Origin of the sequence: Pseudomonas lactucae (assembly GCF_016937615.1) — a bacterium.
Taxonomy (GTDB): Bacteria; Pseudomonadota; Gammaproteobacteria; order Pseudomonadales; family Pseudomonadaceae; genus Aquipseudomonas; species Aquipseudomonas lactucae.
This window is the reverse complement of sequence record NZ_JAFHKI010000074.1, coordinates 36,748-55,729: the sequence shown is the minus strand read 5'-3', so window position 1 is coordinate 55,729 and position 18,982 is coordinate 36,748. Positions and strand designations below refer to the sequence as shown.

Sequence of the window (18,982 nt, the reverse complement as noted above, 5' to 3'; positions counted from 1 at the left end):
CGCGGTCCAGTGTGGGAGGGCGGTGCGACGATTCGACTTGCCCCTCCCACATTTTGATCGCGTTCGGCTCAGGTCCTGATCGCCGCTTCGACCCGCGCAAGGTAGGTATCGAAGCGCGCCACCAGGTCCACCTGTTCCGGAAAACGCAGCCACTGGATCTGCAGGCCATCCATCATGGCCAGGATTTCTTCCACCAGCCCGGCGATGTCCACATCGCCGCGCACCTCCCCCGCCGCGACCAGTTCGGCGAACTGCCCCTGCATGCGTTGGCGGATCGCCGTGTAGCGCGCCTGGAACCAGGCCCAGGCCGGATGGGTATCAAGCAGGCTTTCGGCGTTCAAAATGGTAAACGCGCGTACCACGCCCGGTGCCGTGGCATTGGAACGATTGATCGCCCGCAGGCTGCCAAGCAAACCGTTGAGGGATTTCTCTGCGCGCACTTCATCGGCGATCCGTTGGTTGACTTCATCGCGGCGCTGCAACACGCCCATCAACAGTGAGATCTTGCTGGGAAAATGATGCAGCAACCCGGCCACGGAAATGCCGACTATCCCCGCCACCTGAGCCATTGAAGCACCGCCGTAGCCCTCCAGGGAAAACACCTGCAAGGCTGCGTCCAGCAGCTCTTCGCGGCGTTTTTCACCCTTGGGGGCGCGACGGGTCTTGGGGGTGGATTCGGTCATGGGCACGGTCCTTATGGGCAGACATGCACCGTATCCAAATTGCCCCTGGGCCGCAATTGCGGTTCAGCCCAGGACCGTCAACGCACGTTGATAAAACGCCAATCGATCGGTTTCACCATCGAGCCCGCCATTGATCTTCAGGGTGATTGCTTCGAACTCGCCTTTGTCTGCCAGGGTATTCAAGCCGCTGACCGACCAGAAGCGCGCCGCCGACAGTGCGGCATATTCCGGTTGCTGGAGCAGCTCCGGATGCGCCAGCAAATCCAGACTCAGGGCATCGCCGATAGACTGGTAATTGTCCCGGCCCGTGACCAAAACCACGCCCCCGGTACTTCCAACCGTCCCCGGATTCCACCGGGCCATTCCCCATGCGAAACGCATATGCGATGTTGGCAATTTTTTCGGGGTCATGGGCAACTTCCTCGGCGAGTTCCAATGTGAAATGCCTCGGCCAGACGCGCACAAGTGCCTGTGCACTGTAGTTGAGGTTTTCCACCAGCCTATCGAGTTGCGCCGACTCACAGCCGATTTGCGCAATGAACGCGGCGGCCCGCTGTGATGTGCTGATCTGAAAGCGCGCCATAGCCGCGTTGAGGGGGGCTACGAGCGGCATGGTTTCCTCAACCTGAGGCAGAATCTGTTTGATCTGAGCAGCGGTTATCTGCATGGCGTCATCTCCAGAGCGTGTGCCTTAAAGGCAGTGGGCAATTCAGGCAACGTCGACGTCGATATTGCCCCCAATGATCAAGAGGACGTTCTGGCGGAACAGGTGTGGACGGCCACTGACGCCAACGTCCTGCCCTCCCCCCGGTTCAGAAGTCGACGGTGGCAGACAGCAGGTACGTACGCGGTGTCGACAAGGTCAGCCCCGGCTCGCTGTCATCCGACGCACCCGCCGAGCTCCAGTAACGTTTATCGGCGAGGTTCTCCACATTCGCGCGCAGGGTGACGTGTTTGTCATCCACCTTGAAGGCATAGCGCGCGCCGACGTCGATGCGGTTCCATCCGTCGATTTTCTTGATGTTGGACTGGTCCAGATACTGCGAGCTTGAGTGGATGCCACGGCTGGTCAGGGTCAGGCCTTCGAGGGTCGGCACGTCCCATTCGGCGCCGAGGTTGACGTTGTACTCCGGCGTGGCCGGGGCGCGGTTGCCGTCGAAGGTGCCGTTGGTGGTGTCCTTGAGCTTACTGTCGATGTACATCACACCGCCGAGCAAGCGCACGCCCTTGAGCGGTTCGCCGAACACACTCAGCTCCGCACCGGTGTTCTGGCGCTTGCCGTTGGGTCCGAACACCCGCGAGGTGGCGTTGGTTTCATACGCCGGTTGCTTGATGCGGAACACCGCAGCGGTTACGGCGAAGGCACCGGCGTCGTACTTGGCGCCCACTTCGACCTGGCGGCTGATAAACGGCGGGAAGATCTGGTCTTCGTTGATCGACGTGGACGGTGCGATCTTGCCCTGGCTCAAGCCTTCCATGTAGTTGGCGTACAACGATAGCTTGTCGGTGGCCTTGAACAGCAGGCCGCCGGAGGGCGAGACCTTTTCTTCGTCGTAGTGGGTGTCGCCCTTGATGCCGTCGCTCCAGTCGTCGACGACGACGCGCTGCCAGCGCGCGCCAAGGGTGAGCAGCAAGCGGTCATCGAAGAAGCCCAGGGTGTCGGACAGCGCCACGCCGCTGAATTTGTTCTCGGTGTACACCTTCGCATCCTGGCGCGTGGCCACAGATGGCGTTGGGGTTTGCACGGGGTTGTAGAGGTTGCTCGACGCGTTCGCATAACGCGCACCGCCGTTGGTGAAGTCCATATAGAAGTAACTGGCGGCCAGGTTGACCTCATGGCTCACCGGCCCGGTATGGAACCAGTTACGCACGCCAGCCGTGGCGGTACGCACGTTCTCATCGCGGGTGAAATCCCGGGGCTGCACGCTGAATGCGCCCGCGGCATTGGTCACCGATACGGCATGGCGCAGGAAGTCGTGGTCACTTTTGCGCGCGCCAACGCCGCCGTAAAGCATCACCGAGTCGCTGAGGTCATATTCGGCATTCACCGTGCCGAAGGTGTCCTGAGTGCGCGCCTTGCTCCAGGACTGCGCGTAGTTGCGGCGCACGTCGTTGGCGCTCGGCACCGGCGCGGCAGCGGCGACCTGCACACGCTCCTGGGGCGCATCGGTGTCACGCTCGGTGCGGCCGATGTCGGTGGAAAGACGCAGGCGCTCACCACGAAAATCCAGGCCCAGCACGGCCATCTCGCGGTCGACGCTCTGGTGATCCCATTCGGTGTCGCCGGACTGCTTCACGCCGTTGAAACGCAGGCCGAACTGGTTGTCTTCGCCAAAGCGCCGGCCAACGTCCACCGCGCCGCCCGCCTGGCTGTCGGAGGCCCAGGTGCCGGTGAACGAGGTGATGTCCTTGTCGGTGGCGCGCTTGGGCACCACGTTGATCCCACCGCCCACGCTGCCACGCGGCGAGATACCGTTGATCAACTGGGTGGGGCCTTTGAAGATGTCGACGCGGTCAGCCATTTCCATGTCGATGGTGTAGGTCGGCAGCACGCCGTAGAGACCGTTGTACGACACATCGCTGTTGAACAGGCTGAAGCCGCGAATGGTGAACTGCTCATAGCGCCCACCGGCCGGGTTGGTAGCGCGCACCGACGGGTCGCTGGCGATCAGGTCGCCCAGCGTACGCGCCTGCTGGTTTTTGACCGCATCCGCCGTGTAGGTGGTCATGCTGAACGGCGTTTCCATGAAGTCTCGCGTGCCCAGCAAACCTTGCGAGCCACGGCGCGCCACTTGACCACCGGCATAGGTGTCACCGTCGTACAGGCCGGTGGTGCCGAGGATCGAGGTCGGCGCCAGTTCCAGGCTGCCGCCTTCCGGCACCGGCACCAGCATGTAGGCTTGCGCGCCCATGGGTTGCAGTTGCAGGCCGGAGCCTTGCAGCAAGCGCGCGAAGCCCTCTTCCACGCCGTATTCACCGGACAGACCGCTGCTCCTGCGCCCGCTGACCAGCGCCGGGTCCACCGACAGGTTGACCCCCGACAGCCCGGCAAAACGGGTCAATGCCGCGCTCAGGCTGCCCGCCGGCACCTGGTAGCTGCGCCGGGCGTTGCTGTCTTCGGCAAAGCTTACGGGGACGAACAGCGGGCTGGCGCTGAGGCTCAGCATCAGGCTCAGTTTGAGCAACGGGCGCAAGCGCGAGGGGACGGCAACGGGCATGGGAGAAGGCTCTCGATTTAATTCACTTGCCTGGAATGACAGGCGAGATGAAAAAAAGGGACACGCGTTTCGAGCGAACGCTTATGTATCGTTTTTTTAACAAAGAAACTCTGTAACAAAACTCTGGTCGAGTGGTGTAGGCCTTTTAAATTCACTTAACGGTGAGCGTTATGAAACCACTGTCCCGCCTCGCTGTAGCGCCCGCACCGGGCTCACTGGATGAGCTGGTCAGGCACGATTTTGCAAACTGCCGCGCTGTCGAAACAGGCGCGGTTTTCATCATTGCTTCCGGCCCATCGGCAAGGTCATTTCCCCTGGAGGACTTTGCGCACGTGCCGATGATCACCATGAACGGCGCCATTTCGAAATTTTTGAACACGGCCGTCAAACCGTGTTTTTACGCCTGTACGGACCGAAGCTTTTCCCTGCAACAGCCGGCGCTATTCAACTATGCCATGGCCAACAGTCAGCGAGTCGCGCTGTGGGAAGACCATTTGCGTATATCGCGTATAAAACCCGCCGGCGAGTTTTATCCGCTATCCAAGGCTGAACGACCGTCCTGGCTGGATGCGGTACTGGGCAGACACGAAGCGCTGGTCGCCGATCACTCGCTACTGCCTCTGCGCAAAAGGCCGGTAGGGTTCAGCAAGGACATGCGCGAAGGCTTTTTTGATGCGCGGACGGTGGCGTATCTGGCGGTCCAGCTGGCATTCCATATGGGTTTTTCCACGGTGTTTCTGGTCGGCGTCGACCTGGATGAAAAATCCGGACGCTTTTATGAGAACGATACCGTCGCCAGATCGCCCTGCGGGCTTGATCAGCATTTTTACACGCGCATACTGCCCTCGTTCGAACTGATGGCCGAGAAGATCGTGGGCGATGATTTCCGGGTGTACAACCTGTCCGAGTGTTCGAGGCTTCCGCAGAGTGTGGTGCCGAAGGTGACGCTGGCGCAGGTCAAAGACATGCTTGGTTAGACTCCGACAGCCATGCATGACAAAAAGTGTTTGAGCTTGAGCAACAACGCCTCGAAGTCATGGAGGGGGATGTTGGCAAAACCCAGCACGATAAAGTCAGGCCCGCAATGGCAGTCCAACACATAATTGGCTGGATCTGCGAGCCTCACGCCATTCTCTTTGCACCACAAAAAAATCGCAGTTGAACAGCGTTTATCCGGGCACTCGATAAGTAGCTGAAGCCCTCCCGATGGAAGCGTGAACTGCGCGCATGGAAAATGACGATTGATCAGCTCGGCGACCGCATCCCTTTTGACTCTGTACACCGACCGCATGCGCCGGATATGCCGCTCGTACATGCCCGCCTCGATCAGCTCGCCGACCCAGCGCTGCAACAGGCTGCTGGTGCCCCTCGACAAGTTCCAGTGCAGCGAAGCCAATGAGTTGATCAACGCTTCACTGGCAACGACATAACCCAGCCTCAGGCTATTGAATAACGACTTGGAGAACGTCCCCAGGTAAATGACCCGCTCTTGAGGGTCATTCGCCTTCAAGGCAGGCTGCGGCATGCGATTGAAATAGAATTCACTGTCGTAGTCGTCCTCGAGTATGTACAGCTTATTGAGCTCAGCCCAGCTCAGGAGTCTTTGCCGACGCTGCGCCGAGAGCGCAACGCACTGAGGGAAATGATGCTCGGGCATACAATAAATGACGTCTGAATCACCTGCCGACTCGGGCAGGGTCATCCCCTCTTCGTCCACGGCATGCGGAACCAGGTCAAAGCCAAACCGATCGAAATTTCGGGCAATGTCCAAATAACCGGGAACCCCGAAATGCAAGCGACGATGGGTTTTGTTTAAGGTCATCGCCAGCAGGACTGACGCGTACTGAGTGCCTGGGACAATCAGGACTTGCTCCGGCGTGGCGTGAATACCCCGCGCCGGCAGGAGGTGCTCGCACACCAACGAGCGCAGACGAAAATCGCCCGCACTCTCGCCAAATTGTGAGAACCGAGCGGGGTAGCGCAACGTACGGTTAAAGGCGTTTCGGAAATCGCTGATGGGCAAGTGATCAACATTCGCCTGACTTGGCAGCAACGACACTGAACCGACAGCGGGTTCGGCCAGCCTGTTTTTAGATTGGCGCGTGGAAAGCACTGGCGGTTTACCCTCACGCTCCGGCCACCCAGTCACGAACGTGCCCCGCCCTGTTTCGCTTCGGCACAGGCCCGCCGATACCAGTGTTTCGTAAGCACGCACAACGCTGCCGCGAGAAATGTTCAGTTGCTGTGAGAGCGCTCGCGTAGGCGGCAGGCGCTCTCCCGTTACCAGTAATGACTGCTCGATCTGCAATGCGATCTGCTCATAGAGCTGAAGATGCAGAGGCGACGCCAGGCTGGAAAAGTCCAAGTGAATATCCAGCATGATCAGCCTCGACGCCAATTTTTATCAGGGATTGGATCTGTGGAAGCGTGCAACTGGAGGCCACTATGCGCTCACTCACACACGCTGTTAACTTCATGACAGTCGTGAAGAAAAACGAGGTTTGCTCTTGCGACTTTCAGTTCAGCACATCAGTTACGATCTGTTTTCCGTTGTCATGGGTATTACCGGCCTGGGCCTGGCATGGCGCAGCGCCGCATCGGAATTCGGCGTGCCTGCGCAAGCGGGCGAAAGCCTGCTGTGCCTTGGCCTGGGCATTTTTATCGTGCTGATCCTGCTTCAGGTTGTTCGCCTGACGTACGCCGTGAAATACGTTATCCAGGAATGGCAGAACCCGTCGCGACGTAACTTCTTCTGCGCCGCCACGATCTCCGGTGCGCTGCTTTCCCAGGCGCTGCTGCCTTACAGCCACATCGCCGCAGCCTGTCTCTGGACAGTGGCGGTTTGTGCCCAAGTCGTCTTTTTGGGCTTCATGCTGCGGCACTGGTTTCTGGAGGAGGTCAGCCACAATGAACTGAGCCCTGCCTGGCTGATACCGATGGTCGGCAATGCCTCTCCGAGCTTCGCCGGCGTCACGCTTGGGTATGCGCCGTTTTGCAAAATACTGCTGACTTCGGCGGTGTTGTGCTGGGCGGTGTTTCTGCCTTTGATCCTCTACCGCATCATTTTCGTGAGCCCAAAGATTTCGGCCCCGGCCATGCCCGGCCTGGCCATCCTGGTATCGGCTCCCGCAGTGATTGCCATTGCCGTGTACAACGTGGCAGGAGAGGCGAACGGTTGGGTCGACTGTTTGGCATGGACCTCGTTATTTTTCGCCGTGGTGGTCTTCAGCCTGGGCAAGCGCTTGGTGACATCGACTTTCTCGCGGCAATGGTGGGCATTCACTTTTCCCTCGACGGCGCTGGCTTCATCGCTTATTCGGGTATACCACGCCGATGCAAACGACTTGAACCTGGCTTTAGCGTTGACCTCATTGGGTGTCAGCACCCTGATCGTGATCTACGTGGGGTGCCGATCCATGAAAAGCCGACGCTACTGGGCCAGGTAGTCGGCCACGAGCTTGTCCAAAAACACGAACAGCTTCTGGTTCATCTCGGTGTAATCGTTTTCCCGTAATGCGGCGGGTTGCTGGACAAAACGTCGATCGGTCAATGTCGCCAGCTCCGCTTCCGATGCCTGGATAAGCAGTTCTACAACGTCTCTGGTCAGCTCCATGTGGCACTGAAAACCATAGACCAGTGGGCTGTATTCAACGATTTGACGTGGGCAGCCTTCGCTGCGGGCAATAATCGTCGCGTCTGCGGTGAGGCCGGGCATGTCGTTGTGCCAATGGCCGACATCCAGGGTTTTGCCGAAGTGAGAAAACTTCGGGTTCGCCAGGCCTTCCTCGGTCAGGTGAATAGGAAATTTGCCGATTTCTTTCTCTGGGCTGTGTGCAAACGTCGCCTGCAGCGCTTCGCCGATCAACTGTGAACCCAGGCAAACACCCACCACGGCCCTCCCGCCGCTGATGGCCTTGTTGATCAACTCGCATTCGGCCACTGCGTTGAAGTGAGGGCATTGCTCAAGCGACGTGCCAGGGTCCTGGGGGCCGCCCAGCACGACCAGCAGATCGAACGCAGCAGCGTCGTCCGGCAGGGCATCATAGTTGTAGACGCGCGAATAGCTTGCTTGATAACCCCGGGCGGTTACCCAATCCTCAAACGCGCCGGGGGCTTCAAAGGACTCGTGCATGACGAAATGGACTTTCACTGTTTTACCCTCAGGTTGCGCAACGGTGGATTCAAGGTGACTGCCTCTTCGCAATCACCCTATGGGCTTAAGCAGCGGCTCAGTCTGTCAGCGCGTCCAGCAGCGCTTTCAGGTAAGCGCTGCCCGAAGCATCGAGCGCCTGAAGTGGCAGGCGTGGCGCGCCGACGTCCAGCCCCTGAAGCTTCAAGCCCGCCTTGATTGTCGTGGGCAGGCCACGACGTGTGATGTACTCCAGCAATTCGTACTGGCGATAAAACAAGGCGCGCGCTTGTGCCATCTGGCCGGCCTGGACAGCGTCCCAAAGCGCCAGGTTCAGTTGCGCAATGAGGTTGGGCGCCGCGGTACACCAGCCCGTGGCACCGGCCACCAAGGCCTCCAGGGTCAACGGATTGCAGCCGTTGTAGAAGGCCACCTTGCCCTCTGTCGCCGTGTACAGGCGGTGCATGCGCTGAATGTCACCGGTGCTCTCCTTGACCATGGTGACGTTCTTCACTTCGCGCAGAATCCGCAGGATCAAATCGACCGACAGGTCAGTGCCGCTGGTGCCCGGGTTGTTGTAGAGCATGATCGGAATGTTGATGGCCGTACCGACAGCCAGGTAGTGATCGACGATTTCCGCGTCAGTCAACTTCCAGTAAGAGACCGGAAGCACCATCACAGCGGTCGCACCACAGGATTCAGCCAGTTGGGCACGCTGTACGGTGCGCGCCGTGGTCAGGTCGGAAACGCTGACTACCGTCGGTACTCGACCGGCAATTCGATCCTGGCTGAAACGGACCACCGCCTCCCATTCCTGATCGCAAAGATAGGCGCCCTCCCCGGTGCTGCCCAAGGGGGCGATGGCGTGCACGCCGGAGGCGATCAGCTTGTCGATCGATTGCCCCAGGGCCGCCAGGTCCAGTGAACCGTCTGGCGCGAAGGGGGTGATGGTGTAGCCGATAACGCCGCGAATAGTAGAAGTAGACATACAAGGCACCTTGCGATTTTTAGAGTGTAGAGACGATCAGGCCAGGCAGTCGCCATGGGTACGCAGCGCACGCCGTGCGTAGTAACTGAAGGCGGCGCCGTGGCGTTTCGGGGTGGAGATCCAATCGTGAGCTTCCTTGCCCAACACTTCGGGAATCGGGCGGATTTCTCCCGCGCTCATGGCGAGCAACTGCATCCTGGCCGCACGCTCAAACAGCAGCGCGAGCACGCACGCTTCTTCGATCGAGCCGCCGGCAATCAGCAAGCCGTGGTGGGAGAGCAGGATGGCGCGCTTGTCACCGATCGCCTTCGCAATGATCTCGCCTTCTTCATTGCCCACCGGAACACCCGGCCACTCCTTGAGAAAGGCGCAGTCGTCGAACAGCGGGCAGATGTCCATGTGGGAGACAGCAAGCGGCACTTCCAGCATCGACAGCGTGGCGCTGTGCAACGGGTGCGTATGGATGATGCAGTTCACATCCGGACGAGCCCTGTAGAGCCAGCTGTGAAAGCGATTGGCCGGATTCGCCATGCCTTGGCCTTTGAGTACTTTGAGGTCTTCATCAACCACCAGCAGGTTCGCCCCGCTGATCTCGTCGAAACCCAGGCCCAGGCGCTGCGTATAATAGGTGCCCGGCGTTTCGGCGCGTGCGGTGATTTGCCCGGCCAGCCCGGAGTCATGACCGCCGTCAAAAAGAATGCGACAGGTGAGTGCAAGCTTCTGTCTCGGGGTATATTCGTTGTCGATCAGCGCAGTCACCATTTGCTTCTCGGCGAGGGTGACGAGCTGATCCTTCGGGGTCTGCATGGTCGTGGTCACGGTCTGTACCTGCTCGAAAATCGTTCAAGTTGCCAAGGAGTCGCTGCAACGGCTCTCAAGGACACAAATCGATATTAATGACACTTTGTGTCATTATCAAGCCAAGTGTCATTATTTCTCAAGGAACAGCGTTGGATGGCGGTACAGCTGAGAATTTTGCGCAAGAAGATGGGGATCACCCTGGAGCAGTTGGCCGGGCTGACCGGATTGACCAAGAGCTACCTGTCAAAGGTGGAGCGCGGCGTGAGTTCGCCCTCCATTGCGGTGGCGCTCAAACTGGCCAAGGCCTTGAATGCCCAGGCCGAAGAATTGTTCAGCACCGAAGCGGTGCCCGCCGAAGGCTACAGCCTGGTTCGACGCCAGCAGCGCGAAGCCAACGATGGCGGTGCACCCGTGGCGCACGTGCCGCTGGCGCGCCATATCGGTCAGCGGGCGTTGTTGCCGTTTCTGGTCTATCCGCCACGCTCGTTTGGCCAGTCCGCCTTCAAGGAACACCTGGGGGAAGAGTTCATCTACGTGGTCCGGGGCCGTGTTGAAGTCGACTTCGGTAACGAACGGCAGACGCTGGATGAAGGCGACGCCCTGCATTTCAATGCGCAGAAATCCCACCGCCTGCGCACGGTTTCTGACGAACAGGCTGAGTTGTTGGTGGTGGTTCATAGCGCGGATTAGGGCCGCGACGGTGTACCCCTGTAACCCGTAACGATCATGCTGCTGGCGGTTTGTACCCTGCCAGCATCTTCAAGACCTCCGCATGCGACCCGCCCGCCTCAGCAAACCTTAATGGCTTGGCGCGCTCGACCACGAGCTCGGATGGGGTCGGAGAAATCTCAAGCAATCCGAAGACTTCATCCAGGAACGCTTCCAAGGGCATCGCGTGTTCGTCATTTTCCTGCCCAAGCAACGTGGTACGTACTCCCGGCGGCGCAAGTTCGATAACCTCCACCGACGAGGCTTCCAACTGGACGCGAAGACTTTGGGTGAACGAATGCACGGCCGCTTTGGTTGCGCTGTAGGTCGGCGTAGCAGGCAACGGTACGAACGCCAAAGCCGAGCTGACATTCACAATCGTTGCAGTGGGCTGCTTGCTCAGTTGTGGAATGAATGCATACACCATGCGGATCGTGCCCAGTAAGTTGGTGGTCACGATATCTTCGGCCGTACTCAGGCTTTGCGGATCCGTCAGATCTTCCCAGTGCATGATGCCCGCGTTGTTGATGAGAACGTTCAGATTCGGGTGGCTGATGGCAAGCGCTTCACTGCTGCGCTGGATCGATTGAGCATCACAGACGTCCAGCAATACGGCTTCGATACCGGGATGCTCCGATACGATCTTGTCGAGTAGAGCCTTGCGACGGCCCGCAATAATGACTTTGTTGCCCGCCTTGTGCAGCCTGAGCGCCAGGCCGAGGCCGATGCCTGAGGTGCCGCCAGTAACCAGAATCGTGTTGCCAGTGCCGTTCATAGTAAACTCCAGAAACGATAGTCAAGCGGACAGCTGTCCACTTAAAAAACACTACCGGACAACTGTCCGCTTAGCAATACGATTTAAGGAAAACTTTTCTCATGCCTGATGAGTTGGCAATGCGTTCTGACGCCAGGAAGAACCGGGAACGGATCCTGGAGGTCGCGGTGGTAGAACTGACTAGAGACCCTGCGATTGCGCTGAGTACGATTGCGAAGAAGGCTGGTGTAGGGCAAGGAACGTTTTATCGCCACTTCCCTAACAGAGAGAAGCTGGTATTCGAGGTCTATCAATTCGAGATGCAGCAGGTAGCAGCACTGGCCGAACAGCTCCTCGCGACGAAAGCACCTAAGCAAGCGCTCCGAGAATGGATGGACTGCCTCGCTGAATATGCAATGACAAAGGCGGGACTCGCGACTGCGATACAACAGGCGGCATGTGCCTACGAGTTCCCTGGAAAGTCGGGATATGCTCCAGTCCAGGCAGCCGCCGAGTTGCTTTTAAGAGCAAATGAAAAGGCCGGAACGATTCGTAGCGGGATTACTCACGACGACTTTTTCCTGGCAACCGCCGGAATATGGCAAATGGATTCCCAAAGCGACTGGCGCTCGCGCCTCGCCAGATTAATGAATCTGGTGATGGATGGTCTGTGCGCTGGTAGCCCTGAAAGCCTTAAGTGCCCACGAGCCCCGCAGGAGTAAATGAAAAACGGGCGCCCTCTGCGGGGCGCCCGTTTATTCAGAATTACGTATTGCAGGCGTAACCAATCAGTGCGATTTCTTTGAAGTCGACGTCCCGGCGTTACTCAGCCCTTTAGCGTTGTGCTCCCCTGGTGTCGAGGTCGAGATCGCAGTCGCTTTCGCTACGCCGCGCGTATCTTTGGAATGGGCGATGCCTGAAGTCGTGGAACCATGGCCGCTATCACTGCCGTAGCGGTTACCGCTTTCGCCACGGTCGCGAACCGCCTTGCCGGCGTGATCGCTGCTCAGCCCATTGCCACGGCCGTTACTGTCGGAGCTGCCGTGATCCGATCCGCTGTGACCACCGCCGTTACCGCCTCCGTTGCCACCACCACCACCACCACCACCACCACCACCACCACCACTACCCTTCGCATAAGCGGAGTTCATGATAGAGAGGTCAGCCGGGAGTAACGGGGCTGCTGCAAACATCATGGCGCAGGACAGGACTGCAACGAGACTTTTATTCTTGAAAAGCATGATAGCTTCCGTAGGGTTAATGGGGCGTGTGTTCAGACGCGTTGGTCCGCCGACAGTTCAAGTCATGCGACAGACGGAGGGAAGCTGCGCACAGTTGCTACGCGAGATGGAAGAAGGAAGAGATGCAAGGCTGTCATGAAGTGCGAGCGCAGCCGCTTCCACCCACACCAAGGGTTCACGCAATAGCCATGTATGTCATCGGCCTTGGCCTGATTGGGTAGTTTCAGCCAATCAATGACTTCCTTGTCGAGGCCCCTTATGTTGCCCATTCGCACCGCTTCCGTTGTGCTGTATTTCCTGCTGTTCAGTACTGTCTGGCCCAGCCATGCCAGGGACTTGGCCGAGGGCCTTACCAAACAGTCAACGTCCCTGGCACTTGAAAATAAAAACCGCCGTTACCCGCAATGGACCGGTATCGGTTCCCTCAAAAACGCCTTGGGCCAGACCTGCAATGCCGTTCTGCTCGACACACGCAATCGCCAGGGCAAGGCCGTCGGCCCGGCTTATGTGCTGACCAGCGGGCATTGTGTGTTCTTCAGTTACGGTACAGCGCGCCTCAGTCAGGCATTCAGCGCCGATGTCACCTTCAATTACTTTCATGACACACCCGAACGGCATGTCACCTACGCCGTCAAGACGGCACACTGGAGCAGCATGGCCGGTACCGATTTGGCGGTGCTCGAACTGGATACGTCCCTGGCCGTGCTGATCGCCAGCGCGGTCATGCCACTCAAGCTGGCCTCTCATCGTCAGACGACGGACCGAGAAGTGATCAACGTGGGGGCACCGAACGGTTTCCTGAAAAAGGGACTGCGCATGAGTGCCTGCGTGGAATCATCCATCAACAGTTTCGCCGAACACCCCGGCGTGTTTCCCAACGCCTTGCGCAACCGCTGCAACGGTCTACGCCCAGGCAGCTCCGGCAGTCCGATGCTGGACCGGCACACTAATGAGATCACCAGCATCATCAGCAAGGTCGCCTCTGCCATTCAGAAGGACATTCTCAACAGCTGCCAAAACAACTCGGCATGCGAAGCCGCCAAATTCAACTACAGCTACCCCACCAACGACTTGTTCTACTGCTTTGTAGACGGTGTCTTCCTAAACGACACCCAGGATTGCCAGCTCAAACCCATCGAAATCACGCTGGACGAGCCGTGGAACCTCAAACCGTATGTGCATTTACAACGTGACGCTGCCGGCCTCGTTACCCGTCCGACCTGGAACCTGAGGTTCTCGATTCAGGAACCTTTTTACCGCTTCAAGGCCGTAAATGACGTCAGCGATTGCACACGCACGCTCGGCTATCAGACCGCAGTCACCTCTGACCAGGCGTACATAAACCAGCCCATCGGCCCAGTACTGGGGGCGCATGTGCTGTGCATTCTAGGGGTGCAAAAGGTCGAGCAACCGCTGACTGAAGCGCTGCTGCGCAATGCGTTCACCCATTCGGTATTCCTGACCAACCCGGCACCGACACCGCAGCTCAAGCACCGCTATCACATCGACTGGGAAAACCAGCACAGCAGTTTTACCCGGCATTTCTACTACAGCATGAAGTCAGTGGGTGAGACGACTTGCGGCGATATTGACGACGAACGCTACACCCTGGCCATGGACGGTATTTTCCTTGATATCGCAGAGCAGCCGGTCACGTTATGCAGCTATGCACGCAGCAGCGTGGGGCAACCGTCAGCCATTCGCACAGACGTGATCGAAGGCGCAACGGTGCGCTCGCAGCGTCACATCAGGTGAGGCAGCAAGCTATCAGCAGGACCAGCGCTTTGACAGCATGCAGGCGCGGGTCTGATCATCTTCTCCGGCGCAGACAGCGTTTATCGAAGCCAAACGGTTCACTGGCCTGCACCAAGTGCGCGTATGTTTGTGGATGGTCCACGTTGATCAGGATTGAGTAGATCGAAGACAGATAAGCTGCAGCCGGTGTATACCCGTATTTTTATAGCCGTTTTCTCTTCCCTTCCCAGAGCAATTATATTGGTTTGCCCTTCCAACTCTAATGTCGGGTTCACGAAGGGATCAACTTGGGCAGGTGCCAAATGGAGCCAGACTTGCAATGACTAGGCAAGATCACAGAGGCGCGACAGACCTCGGACCCACAACAGCTCACGGCGCGGTAGGTTTTTTTCGCAGGCATGAAAAAGCCCAACCGATGAAGATTGGGCTAAGTCATTGAAAAATATGGTCGGGACGGAGTGATTCGAACACTCGACCCCTAGCACCCCATGCTAGTGCGCTACCGGACTGCGCTACGCCCCGACTAGGCGTGTTACTGGGTTTGCTTCGCAACGAAGCGATCAGGAATATACCGCAAGCTTTTGAAATGTGGAAGTATTTTAAAAGCCTGTATCACTTCTTCAGCACCACCAGCACATCTTCGAGTTCGGAGATCATCTGGCGGATCAGTTGCTTGTATTGGGTGGTGTCGTCTTTGGCTTCATCACCGGACATGCGTTGACGCGCGCCGCTGATGGTGAACCCCTGGTCGTACAGCAACGCACGGATCTGTCGGATCATCAGCACATCCTGGCGCTGATAATACCGACGGTTCCCGGTGCGTTTGACGGGGTTGAGTTGAGGAAACTCCTGCTCCCAATAGCGCAGCACGTGCGGTTTTACCGCGCATAGCTCGCTGACTTCACCGATGGTGAAGTAGCGTTTGCCTGGGATGACGGGGAGCTCGTCGTTATGACTTGGTTCCAGCATAAGCCTCAACTCGGGCCTTCAACTTCTGCCCTGGACGAAAGGTGACCACACGGCGAGCCGTGATCGGGATTTCTTCTCCCGTTTTTGGATTGCGGCCAGGCCGCTGGCGTTTGTCCCGCAGGTCGAAATTGCCGAAACCGGACAATTTGACCTGTTCGTTGTCTTCCAGAGCGTGTCTGATCTCTTCAAAAAACAGCTCGACCAATTCCTTGGCCTCGCGTTTGTTCAGACCCAACTCTTCGTACAGACGTTCCGCCATCTCAGCTTTCGTCAAAGCCCCCATACGTCACTTCCTTAACGTGGCGTTTAACCTTTGTTCAAGCGAGGTGAGGATATTTTGTGTCGTGGTATTCACCTCATCGTCATTAAGAGTGCGCGATGGATGCTGCCAGGTCAAGCCAACTGCAAGGCTTTTTCTATGCGGATCAATACCTTTACCCTGATAGACGTCAAATAGCCTGAGGTCTGTCAGCCATTCCCCTGCATTTTCACGGATTACATCCAGAACGGCAGTGGCGGCAACTTCACGGTCGGCAATCAGGGCCAGATCACGCCGCACTTCAGGGAAACGCGACAACTCGCTGAATTTCGGCATTTTGCCCGACGCGACTTCCGCCAACACCAACTCGAAAACGAAGACTGGACGGTCCAGCCCCAGGGTCTTCGAAAGCTCAGGGTGAATGGCGCCCACAAAACCTACCAAACGACCTTCGCGTTCGATACGCGCAGTCTGGCCTGGATGCAATGCGGGATGACTGCCAGGCACAAAAGTGAAGGCATCCAACGCGCCGGCGAAGCCCAGCACCGCTTCCACGTCAGCCTTGACGTCAAAGAAGTCCACAGCATCGCGGCCTTGTGCCCAACCTTCAGGCAGGCGGCTGCCGCAAACCACACCGGCCAGCATTGGCTCTTGTTTCAAGCCATCGAGTTGGCCGACGAAACGCAGGCCGCTTTCGAACATGCGCACGCGATCTTGCTGACGGTTCAGGTTGTGAGACAGCGCCTTGACCAAGCCTGGCCATAGCGACGAACGCATGGCCGCCATGTCATTGGAGATCGGATTGGCCAGCAACAGCGGCTCAACGCCTGGGTTGAACAGTTCGAATTGCTTTGGATCGATGAAGCTGTAGGTCACTGCTTCCTGATAGCCACGCGCAACCAACAGGCGACGCAATTCAGGCAAGTGGGCGCGCGCTTCGGCCTTGGGCTGCGGCGCCAGACGTGCTTGCGGGTAGCGAACCGGCAGGCGGTTGTAGCCGTACAAGCGAGCCAGCTCTTCGATCAGGTCGACTTCCAGGCTGATATCGAAGCGATGGCTTGGCACTTCAACGTGCCACTGCCCTTCCCCGCCAGCAGAGATGGCAAGCCCCAGGGCCGACAGCAGTTGCTCGATCTCAGCAGGCTCAATCACCAGGCCGAGCATCTGCTCAACGCTTTTGGCACGCAGGGTAATCGGTGCCACGGACGGCAGGTACTGTTCGTTGACGGTTTCGGTGATCGGGCCAGCTTCGCCACCCGTGATTTCCAGCAGCAGGCCGGTGGCGCGCTCCATGGCTTCACGGGCCAGCTTCCAGTCCACGCCACGCTCATAGCGGTGCGACGCATCGGTGTGCAGGCCATAGGAACGGGCCTTGCCCGCGATGGCGACCTGGTCGAAGAATGCGCTTTCAAGGAACACGTCACGGGTAGTCGCGGACACACCGCTGTGCTCGCCGCCCATCACGCCGGCAACGGCCAGGGCGCGCGAATGATCAGCGATCACCAGGGTATCGGCGCGCAGGGCCACTTCCTGGCCATCGAGCAGCACCAGCTTTTCACCTTCTTCGGCCATGCGTACGCGGATGCCGCCGTTGATCTCGGCAAGGTCGAACGCGTGCAGCGGTTGGCCCAGTTCCAGCATGACGTAGTTGGTAATGTCGACGGCGGCATCGATGCTGCGCACGTCGGCACGTCGCAGACGCTCAACCATCCACAGCGGGGTTGGCTTGGACAGATCGACGTTACGGATTACACGCCCCAGGTAACGCGGGCACGCATTGGGTGCGAGCACTTCGATCGAACGCACTTCGTCGTGCACCGCCGGCACAGAGGCAACCACCGGACGGGTGACCGGGGCGTTGTACAGCGCGCCCACCTCACGCGCCAGGCCGGCCAGGGACAGGCAATCGCCGCGGTTCGGCGTCAGGTCGACCTCAATGCTGGCATCTTCCAGTTCCAGATAAACGCGGATGTCCTGGCCCACCGGTGCGTCGCCCGGCAGTTCCATCAAGCCATCATTGCCCTCGCCCACCTGCAGTTCTGCCTGGGAGCACAGCATGCCGTTGGATTCAACGCCACGCAGCTTGGCCTTCTTGATCTTGAAATCGCCTGGCAGTTCAGCACCAATCATCGCGAACGGGATCTTCAGACCCGGACGCACATTCGGCGCTCCGCACACGACCTGGAAGGTTTCGGCGCCATTACTGACTTGGCATACACGCAACTTGTCGGCATCGGGGTGCTGCTCGGTGCTCAGCACCGAGCCCACGACCACGCCGCTGAAAACACCGGCGGCCGGCGTAACGCTATCGACCTCAAGACCGGCCATCGACAGACGCGCAACCAGCGCGTCGCGATCCACCTGCGGGCTTACCCAGCCACGCAGCCATTGTTCACTGAATTTCATCCTGCTCTCCTAAAGATTCGTTACGACTAGCGAAATTGCGCGAGGAACCGCAAGTCGTTGTCGAAGAACAGACGCAAGTCGTTCACGCCGTAACGCAGCATGGCCAGACGCTCAACGCCCATGCCGAAGGCAAAACCCGAGAACTCTTCCGGATCGATACCGGACATGCGCAACACGTTGGGGTGGACCATGCCGCAGCCCATCACTTCCAGCCAGCCGGTCTGCTTGCAGACACGGCAGCCTTTACCGCTGCACATCACGCATTCCATATCGACTTCAGCGGACGGCTCGGTGAACGGGAAGAACGAAGGGCGGAAACGCACCGCCAGCTCTTTTTCGAAGAACACCCGCAGGAATTCTTCGATCGTGCCCTTTAGGTCGGCGAAGTTGATATCGCGATCGACCAGCAGGCCTTCGACCTGGTGGAACATCGGCGAGTGGGTGATATCGGAGTCGCTGCGGTACACACGGCCTGGGCAGACGATGCGGATCGGCGGTTTGTTCGCTTCCATGGTGCGGACCTGTACCGGCGAGGTATGGGTGCGCAGCAACATGTTCGCGTTGAAATAGAAGGTGTCGTGCATCGACCGGGCCGGGTGATGGCCTGGGATGTTGAGCGCCTCGAAGTTGTGGTAGTCGTCTTCGACCTCAGGGCCTTCGGCGATGCCGTAGCCAATATGGGTGAAGAACTGTTCGATACGTTCCAGAGTCCGGGTGATCGGATGCAGACCGCCCGAAGCCTGACCACGGCCAGGCAAGGTGACATCAATGGACTCGGCGGCGAGCCTGGCCGCAAGATCGGCCTCCTCGAGCGACGCCTTGCGCGCATTGAGAACCTCGGTGACGCGCTCCTTGGCAACGTTGATCAGCGCGCCGACCTGCGGACGCTCTTCAGCCGGCAAATTCCCCAGGGTCTTCATCACCTGAGTCAATTCACCTTTTTTGCCAAGGTAGTGAACCCGGATTTGCTCCAGGGCATTGATATCTTCAGCGCTTTGCACAGCCTCAAGAGCTTGGGCAACGAGCGCGTCCAGGTTTTCCATGTACAGACTCCAGATACAAAATAGGGGA

General features: G+C 58.6%; 18 protein-coding genes and 1 tRNA gene. 5 read left to right on the top strand and 14 right to left on the bottom strand.

Going from position 1 to position 18,982, the window contains the following annotated elements; translation table 11 throughout:
* Nucleotides 1-68 precede the first annotated feature (68 nt).
* From JWR98_RS15175 to JWR98_RS15165, 3 genes are all read right to left on the bottom strand, one after another.
* Nucleotides 69-683 carry a TetR/AcrR family transcriptional regulator gene (locus JWR98_RS15175; RefSeq protein ID WP_078733883.1) on the bottom strand — a complete coding sequence of 205 codons (615 nt, stop codon included), beginning with the start codon at nucleotides 681-683 and terminating at the stop codon, nucleotides 69-71.
* Between the two features lie 63 nt (nucleotides 684-746).
* Nucleotides 747-1,004 carry a hypothetical protein gene (locus JWR98_RS30235; protein ID WP_425273190.1) on the bottom strand — a complete coding sequence of 86 codons (258 nt, stop codon included), beginning with the start codon at nucleotides 1,002-1,004 and terminating at the stop codon, nucleotides 747-749.
* A 491-nt stretch (nucleotides 1,005-1,495) separates the two neighbouring features.
* The gene (locus JWR98_RS15165; RefSeq protein ID WP_078733884.1) at nucleotides 1,496-3,901 is read right to left on the bottom strand and encodes a TonB-dependent receptor; all 2,406 of its coding nucleotides are present in this window, start codon (nucleotides 3,899-3,901) and stop codon (nucleotides 1,496-1,498) included.
* A gap of 170 nt (nucleotides 3,902-4,071) precedes the next feature.
* Between JWR98_RS15165 and JWR98_RS15160 the strand changes: the two genes are divergently transcribed.
* The gene (locus JWR98_RS15160) at nucleotides 4,072-4,878 is read left to right on the top strand and encodes a lipopolysaccharide biosynthesis protein (RefSeq protein ID WP_225908723.1); all 807 of its coding nucleotides are present in this window, start codon (nucleotides 4,072-4,074) and stop codon (nucleotides 4,876-4,878) included.
* Here the strand turns inward: JWR98_RS15160 and pdxR are convergent.
* The gene (pdxR, locus tag JWR98_RS15155; protein ID WP_205490444.1) at nucleotides 4,875-6,281 is read right to left on the bottom strand and encodes a MocR-like pyridoxine biosynthesis transcription factor PdxR; all 1,407 of its coding nucleotides are present in this window, start codon (nucleotides 6,279-6,281) and stop codon (nucleotides 4,875-4,877) included. The genes JWR98_RS15160 and pdxR overlap by 4 nt on opposite strands.
* A 121-nt stretch (nucleotides 6,282-6,402) precedes the next feature.
* On the opposite strand from pdxR, the gene JWR98_RS15150 reads away from it, so the two are divergent.
* Nucleotides 6,403-7,347, top strand: a complete 945-nt coding sequence (locus JWR98_RS15150) for a TDT family transporter (RefSeq protein ID WP_205490443.1) — start codon at nucleotides 6,403-6,405, stop codon at nucleotides 7,345-7,347.
* On the opposite strand, the gene JWR98_RS15145 is transcribed toward JWR98_RS15150, so the two are convergent.
* From JWR98_RS15145 to JWR98_RS15135, 3 genes are all read right to left on the bottom strand, one after another.
* Entirely contained in the window at nucleotides 7,332-8,033 is a 702-nt protein-coding gene (locus JWR98_RS15145; protein ID WP_225908722.1) for a glutamine amidotransferase-related protein, read from the bottom strand. The genes JWR98_RS15150 and JWR98_RS15145 overlap by 16 nt on opposite strands.
* Before the next feature lie 97 nt (nucleotides 8,034-8,130).
* Nucleotides 8,131-9,018 carry a dihydrodipicolinate synthase family protein gene (locus tag JWR98_RS15140; RefSeq protein WP_205490441.1) on the bottom strand — a complete coding sequence of 296 codons (888 nt, stop codon included), beginning with the start codon at nucleotides 9,016-9,018 and terminating at the stop codon, nucleotides 8,131-8,133.
* 36 nt (nucleotides 9,019-9,054) lie between these two features.
* Nucleotides 9,055-9,837 (bottom strand): aldolase, encoded by a 783-nt coding sequence (locus JWR98_RS15135; protein ID WP_078733889.1) that lies wholly within the window; start codon nucleotides 9,835-9,837, stop codon nucleotides 9,055-9,057.
* A gap of 135 nt (nucleotides 9,838-9,972) precedes the next feature.
* Between JWR98_RS15135 and JWR98_RS15130 the strand changes: the two genes are divergently transcribed.
* On the top strand, nucleotides 9,973-10,509 hold the full coding sequence (locus JWR98_RS15130; RefSeq protein WP_078733890.1) for a helix-turn-helix domain-containing protein: 537 nt from the start codon (nucleotides 9,973-9,975) through the stop codon (nucleotides 10,507-10,509).
* 34 nt (nucleotides 10,510-10,543) lie between these two features.
* Here the strand turns inward: JWR98_RS15130 and JWR98_RS15125 are convergent, their stop codons facing one another.
* Nucleotides 10,544-11,302, bottom strand: coding sequence for an SDR family oxidoreductase (locus JWR98_RS15125; RefSeq protein WP_078733891.1), 759 nt, complete (start codon nucleotides 11,300-11,302; stop codon nucleotides 10,544-10,546).
* 101 nt (nucleotides 11,303-11,403) lie between these two features.
* Between JWR98_RS15125 and JWR98_RS15120 the strand changes: the two genes are divergently transcribed.
* Entirely contained in the window at nucleotides 11,404-12,003 is a 600-nt protein-coding gene (locus tag JWR98_RS15120; RefSeq protein WP_078733892.1) for a TetR/AcrR family transcriptional regulator, read from the top strand.
* Nucleotides 12,004-12,069: 66 nt separating this feature from the next.
* Here JWR98_RS15120 and JWR98_RS15115 read toward each other — a convergent pair whose 3' ends face one another.
* Nucleotides 12,070-12,522, bottom strand: a complete 453-nt coding sequence (locus JWR98_RS15115; RefSeq protein ID WP_205490440.1) for a hypothetical protein — start codon at nucleotides 12,520-12,522, stop codon at nucleotides 12,070-12,072.
* A 258-nt stretch (nucleotides 12,523-12,780) separates the two neighbouring features.
* On the opposite strand from JWR98_RS15115, the gene JWR98_RS15110 reads away from it, so the two are divergent.
* The gene (locus tag JWR98_RS15110) at nucleotides 12,781-14,277 is read left to right on the top strand and encodes a trypsin-like serine peptidase (RefSeq protein ID WP_078733894.1); all 1,497 of its coding nucleotides are present in this window, start codon (nucleotides 12,781-12,783) and stop codon (nucleotides 14,275-14,277) included.
* Between the two features lie 445 nt (nucleotides 14,278-14,722).
* On the opposite strand, the gene JWR98_RS15105 is transcribed toward JWR98_RS15110, so the two are convergent.
* The 5 genes from JWR98_RS15105 to pheS all read right to left on the bottom strand — a co-directional run bounded on the left by JWR98_RS15105 (nucleotide 14,723) and on the right by pheS (nucleotide 18,954).
* Nucleotides 14,723-14,799, bottom strand: a tRNA-Pro gene (locus JWR98_RS15105).
* A gap of 90 nt (nucleotides 14,800-14,889) precedes the next feature.
* A complete protein-coding gene (locus JWR98_RS15100) occupies nucleotides 14,890-15,246 on the bottom strand; it encodes a MerR family transcriptional regulator (protein WP_003174972.1) in 357 nt (118 codons plus the stop codon).
* Nucleotides 15,227-15,529 (bottom strand): integration host factor subunit alpha, encoded by a 303-nt coding sequence (ihfA, locus tag JWR98_RS15095; RefSeq protein ID WP_002553164.1) that lies wholly within the window; start codon nucleotides 15,527-15,529, stop codon nucleotides 15,227-15,229. Before ihfA ends, JWR98_RS15100 begins: the two co-directional genes overlap by 20 nt.
* A 3-nt stretch (nucleotides 15,530-15,532) precedes the next feature.
* Nucleotides 15,533-17,911, bottom strand: coding sequence for a phenylalanine--tRNA ligase subunit beta (gene pheT, locus JWR98_RS15090; protein WP_078733895.1), 2,379 nt, complete (start codon nucleotides 17,909-17,911; stop codon nucleotides 15,533-15,535).
* 26 nt (nucleotides 17,912-17,937) lie between these two features.
* Nucleotides 17,938-18,954, bottom strand: coding sequence for a phenylalanine--tRNA ligase subunit alpha (gene pheS / locus JWR98_RS15085; protein ID WP_078733896.1), 1,017 nt, complete (start codon nucleotides 18,952-18,954; stop codon nucleotides 17,938-17,940).
* Nucleotides 18,955-18,982 lie beyond the last annotated feature (28 nt).

Excerpts from the sequence above, each read along its gene's own strand:
- JWR98_RS15130 (WP_078733890.1), top strand. The coding sequence starts at position 9,973 with ATGGCGGTACAGCTGAGAATTTTGCGCAAGAAGATGGGGATCACCCTG.
- JWR98_RS15140 (WP_205490441.1), bottom strand. The coding sequence starts at position 9,018 with ATGTCTACTTCTACTATTCGCGGCGTTATCGGCTACACCATCACCCCC.
- JWR98_RS15145 (WP_225908722.1), bottom strand. The coding sequence starts at position 8,033 with ATGCACGAGTCCTTTGAAGCCCCCGGCGCGTTTGAGGATTGGGTAACC.
- JWR98_RS15110 (WP_078733894.1), top strand. The coding sequence starts at position 12,781 with ATGTTGCCCATTCGCACCGCTTCCGTTGTGCTGTATTTCCTGCTGTTC.
- pheS (WP_078733896.1), bottom strand. The coding sequence starts at position 18,954 with ATGGAAAACCTGGACGCGCTCGTTGCCCAAGCTCTTGAGGCTGTGCAA.
- JWR98_RS15115 (WP_205490440.1), bottom strand. The coding sequence starts at position 12,522 with ATGCTTTTCAAGAATAAAAGTCTCGTTGCAGTCCTGTCCTGCGCCATG.
- ihfA (WP_002553164.1), bottom strand. The coding sequence starts at position 15,529 with ATGGGGGCTTTGACGAAAGCTGAGATGGCGGAACGTCTGTACGAAGAG.
- JWR98_RS15160 (WP_225908723.1), top strand. The coding sequence starts at position 4,072 with ATGAAACCACTGTCCCGCCTCGCTGTAGCGCCCGCACCGGGCTCACTG.
- JWR98_RS15100 (WP_003174972.1), bottom strand. The coding sequence starts at position 15,246 with ATGCTGGAACCAAGTCATAACGACGAGCTCCCCGTCATCCCAGGCAAA.
- JWR98_RS15125 (WP_078733891.1), bottom strand. The coding sequence starts at position 11,302 with ATGAACGGCACTGGCAACACGATTCTGGTTACTGGCGGCACCTCAGGC.
- pdxR (WP_205490444.1), bottom strand. The coding sequence starts at position 6,281 with ATGCTGGATATTCACTTGGACTTTTCCAGCCTGGCGTCGCCTCTGCAT.
- pheT (WP_078733895.1), bottom strand. The coding sequence starts at position 17,911 with ATGAAATTCAGTGAACAATGGCTGCGTGGCTGGGTAAGCCCGCAGGTG.
- JWR98_RS15120 (WP_078733892.1), top strand. The coding sequence starts at position 11,404 with ATGCCTGATGAGTTGGCAATGCGTTCTGACGCCAGGAAGAACCGGGAA.
- JWR98_RS15175 (WP_078733883.1), bottom strand. The coding sequence starts at position 683 with ATGACCGAATCCACCCCCAAGACCCGTCGCGCCCCCAAGGGTGAAAAA.
- JWR98_RS15165 (WP_078733884.1), bottom strand. The coding sequence starts at position 3,901 with ATGCCCGTTGCCGTCCCCTCGCGCTTGCGCCCGTTGCTCAAACTGAGC.